Consider the following 1494-nt stretch of genomic DNA (forward strand, 5'->3'; position numbering starts at 1 on the left):
AGCGCCAGACCATCCAGCAGAGACGCTTGCAGCATCAGCTGAAGGCCGCATAACCTCAAACCCAGATGAGCCAGAGCCTCCGTTCCTGAGACATCGAAACAGCCTCAAATCATCTGACGACGGACAGTTGGAGAGATCAGGCTTGGGTCGGTTCGGCTATCCAGCGGAAGGGCATGCGGTACCCACATACGATGCAGGATGACGGATAAGCGGCGCGCGACCGCGATCATCGCCTTGGCCATACCGCGCCGCTTGGCGACACGCAGGCCCCAGGCCTTGAGTGCTGAGGGCTTGGCCTGCGGTCGCAAGAGGACCAGCGCCGCCTCGAACAAGGCTGATCGGAGTGTCTCGTCGCCGCTTTTGGTGATCCTACCGCGTCGGTCGATCTCGCCGGATTGATGTGTTCGTGGCGCCAGCCCGAAATGGGCGCCGACCGAGCGGGAGCGCTGAAAGCGGGCAGGCTCATCGACCGCAGCACGATAGGTCAGCGCAACGAAGGGGCCGACACCCGGAGCGCTCATCAATAGTTGGCAATCGTCGTCGACGCGCGCCAGAGCGAGCATCTTCTTATGCAGGGCCACATACTGCTCACGAACGACCCGGCGCACTGCCAGCATCGGCTCGATGATCGCTTGCAATGAGGGCACATCCTCGATCAGCTCGAGGATGCGCGCTTCATAGCGAGCCCGCGTGACCATGCCGACCTTCAGACCGAAGTTGCGGAGCAGGCCGCGAATGCTGTTCTCGACATCGAGCAGTTTGGCCTGAAGAAAGCGGCGACCGCTCAGCAGCGCCCGGATCTTCTGACTGGCCAGCGTCTTGACGTGAACCGAGCGATAGAGCCCGACCCGCATCATCTGGGCGATGCCGCGTGCGTCGTTGCGATCGGTCTTGTTCGGTCGGGCGCTCAGAACCGCCTGAGCATGGCGTGTCTCAATGCAGACCACCGGAAAGCCGGCTTTGGCTAGACCGGCATAGAGCCATTGGCAGTGCGGGCCGGCTTCCAGACCGACACGCGCATAGCGGTCACTGCAACCAGATAGGAACGCGGCAAGCTTCGGGCGAACTCTCCGCCTTGCCTTCCCGGAGGATCGTTCCGCCAGCATCCATCACGCAAACCCTCGTCGTTTTCACCGAAACGTCCAAGCCGACAAAGCACTCCATCGCTCTTCTCCCTGATCCGCTGGGCTGGATCGGTGGAGCCTAGAACGCATCGGCCACCGCCGCATCGCCCCCGCGACGCGAGCCCAATGGCCCAACCTTTTTCACGCCCGGAGAACACCATGACGAACGCTGAGATTCAGCGGGCGATGATCGCGCTCGGCATCCCCGTCGGGTCGGCTGGTGCCGACGGGAAGTTCGGCGCCGACACGAAGCGCGCTGTCGAGGTCTTCCAGGCGCGCTACGGACCGTCGTCGACGGCGATCCCGGGCGCCAGACCATCGCCGCCCTGAAGCAGGCGATCGCCGCGCCGAAGCCCGGCCGGCCGGAGCC

General features: G+C 63.9%; 1 protein-coding gene and 1 pseudogene. One reads left to right on the forward strand and one right to left on the reverse strand.

The genetic code is table 11. The annotated features are described in order from the left end of the window. Window positions 1–136 precede the first annotated feature (136 nt). Window positions 137–1164: pseudogene (locus tag RKE40_RS29555) on the reverse strand (IS110 family RNA-guided transposase). Between the two features lie 119 nt (window positions 1165–1283). Here RKE40_RS29555 and RKE40_RS29560 point away from each other — a divergent pair. Continuing rightward, on the forward strand, window positions 1284–1454 hold the full coding sequence (locus RKE40_RS29560; protein ID WP_316021722.1) for a peptidoglycan-binding domain-containing protein: 171 nt from the start codon (window positions 1284–1286) through the stop codon (window positions 1452–1454). The last annotated feature ends 40 nt before the right edge of the window (window positions 1455–1494 follow it).

The organism is Allobosea rubneri (assembly GCF_032464875.1).
Lineage (GTDB): Bacteria > Pseudomonadota > Alphaproteobacteria > Rhizobiales > Beijerinckiaceae > Allobosea > Allobosea rubneri.